Annotated in this window: 2 protein-coding genes; both read right to left on the bottom strand. The window is 37.3% G+C overall.

Annotated features, from left to right (window positions below):
• Positions 1–97 precede the first annotated feature (97 nt).
• A complete protein-coding gene (queG, locus tag BFU02S_RS15615) occupies positions 98–1228 on the bottom strand; it encodes a tRNA epoxyqueuosine(34) reductase QueG (protein WP_066372673.1) in 1131 nt (376 codons plus the stop codon).
• 503 nt (positions 1229–1731) lie between these two features.
• Positions 1732–2157, bottom strand: a complete 426-nt coding sequence (gene fosM, locus BFU02S_RS15610; RefSeq protein WP_439951020.1) for a FosM family fosfomycin resistance protein — start codon at positions 2155–2157, stop codon at positions 1732–1734.
• Between the last annotated feature and the right edge of the window lie 205 nt (positions 2158–2362).

Raw genomic sequence — 2362 nt, 5'->3', positions numbered from 1 at the left:
TCTTTGATTTAGACACCTTGGATCTTAATTCCCTCAATGGTGTCCGAACCCCCTTATGTAAAAAAAGAGCAAACCCGCAGTTTGGTTCGCTCCTTTACTATTTATAAAAATTTAATCCCTTTTCAATCTCCGCTAACACTTCTGAATCTGTTTCACGTTCCTTGGCTTTTATTAATGCATTGTACGCTGTTTTGCCGCCGATTTTTCCAAGTGACCATGCGGCCGTGCCTCTGGCCACAGGACTTGCTTCTTTTTCTAAAACCTCAATTAAATCAGGTACTGCTGTTTCATCTTTAAAATGCGCTAGGGCAATCATCGCATTGCGCTGGATCGGTTTCTTGCCCCGCCATGAACCAGCAAGTGTGCCAAATCGATTTTTAAACTCACGATTACTCAAGTTTAATACGGGCTTTAGTAACGGTTTGACCATTTCCGGTTCCGGTTCGAGTTCTTCATGAAAATGAAAATTCTTTCCTTTATTCACCGGGCAGGCTGTTTGACAAGAATCACAGCCATAAATCCGGTTGCCGATTTTCTCCCGGAATTCATCAGGAATAAAATCTTTTGTCTGGGTTAAAAACGAAATACAGCGCTTAGCATTGATTTGACCGCCCTGTACAAGGGCACCAGTCGGACATGCCTCAAGACACTTTGTACAGCTGCCACATTGATTTTCGATCGGCTCGTCCGGTTCAAATGGAAGGCTGGTAATCATTTCGCCCAAATAAATATAAGAGCCGAACTCAGGTGTAATGATGGAACAGTTTTTCCCACTCCAGCCGATTCCCGCCCTTTCTGCAACCGCACGATCGGATAGCTCTCCTGTATCGACCATGGATTTTAACCGGGCTTCCGGTACTTTCGATAAAATAAATTCCTCCAGCTTTTTCAACCTAGCCTTTAAAACATGGTGATAATCCAACCCCCATGAAGCTCGGCAAAAAATGCCTCTTCGTTCTCCCTTCTTACTTTCGACGCGGTTTGTCATTTTAGAAGGATAAGCTACGGCAATGGCAATAATCGAGCGTGCCTCCTCCATCAATAAAGATGGGGTCACCCGCTTCTCAATATCCGGATCCTCAAAGCCGGATTGATACCCCAATTCCTGCTGACGGATTAAGCGGTTTTTCAATTCCGTGAAAGGATCTGCAGTGGTAAAGCCGATTTTATCAATACCGATTTCTTTACTGTAAGCAATGATTTCTTGCTTTAATTGACGAACGTCCATTTATATTACCTCCCTTCCTAAAAGATGATCTATTAAAACAAATGTAGGAAATTCAAGTTCACATTTATTCATGATAATCGATTTCCCTATAATTTTACAGGTGGAATCATTGGAAATTTAAAAAACATGAAAAAACGCAATGCATCGTTCTCTTACGTAACGATACACTGCGTTAGCCGCTAAGTGTAGATTTGTCGAAAAAATGACAATTTATTTGACAACTGACCTTTATAATATTACATATTGTTCACAAATTCGTCAAGTATTGATTGCAATTTTTGTCGAAATTATTATTAAAAATATAGACACAATTGCTATTTTCTCTCCTGAAAACCACATCAAAGTTTTTAACAAATACAGAATTTCCAGTAATTTCTATATCAAAATTATAGATATACTTTTATCGATTTCACTCCTTAGTTCCACCTCTATATTTTGAAGTATGTTGATTATTTTACCAGGGTCTCATGATCCTTACTAAGATACCTTGTACAAGGAACACATTAATCGAAAAACTCCATATGTGTTTTGTCCTTTTTATAATAATCCAGCCTGTCTTGTAAAGTACCAGTGTGAAATTCAAATTTATGACCATCTGGATCCGTAAAGTAAATAGACTTTTTATCTTTCTCATCTCTTGGCCGGCCTGGCAAAATGTTTACTTTCAATTTTAATTTCTTAAGTTTACGATACATGTTATCAAATTCCGTTGCTTCTATTGAAAAAGCAATATGAGTGTATGATTGGCTAATTTCATTACGTGGGATATCTTTTTCTTCATTAAGAGCAAGCCAGATGCCATTTAAATCAAAATAGGCAGTACTTCTACCCTTAACTAACAACTTTGCGTCAAATACATTTTTATAAAATTCTATCGAATCTTCTAAATTAGAAACAGAAAATAGTAAATGATTAAGGCCTTTTACCATTATATCACCTTGGAATGTTGAATTTTTTAATATTTCCATTATACACTATCTGCTGTTTTGTTGATGCAAAACGGCCGGATTACGTTTTTTAAAATAAGGCTCTGTTAAAGGTGGATGCTGATTTTATGGCATTGAAAAATAAGGGGAAGGATTCCTGCTAAATCAGGAAAATCATATAAATACCTATAAATAAGCGGATTTTTTT

Origin of the sequence: Neobacillus fumarioli NBRC 102428 (genome assembly GCF_001591485.1) — a bacterium.
GTDB classification, from domain to species: Bacteria; Bacillota; Bacilli; order Bacillales; family Cytobacillaceae; genus Neobacillus; species Neobacillus fumarioli.
This window is presented reverse-complemented; position numbering and strand designations above follow the sequence as displayed.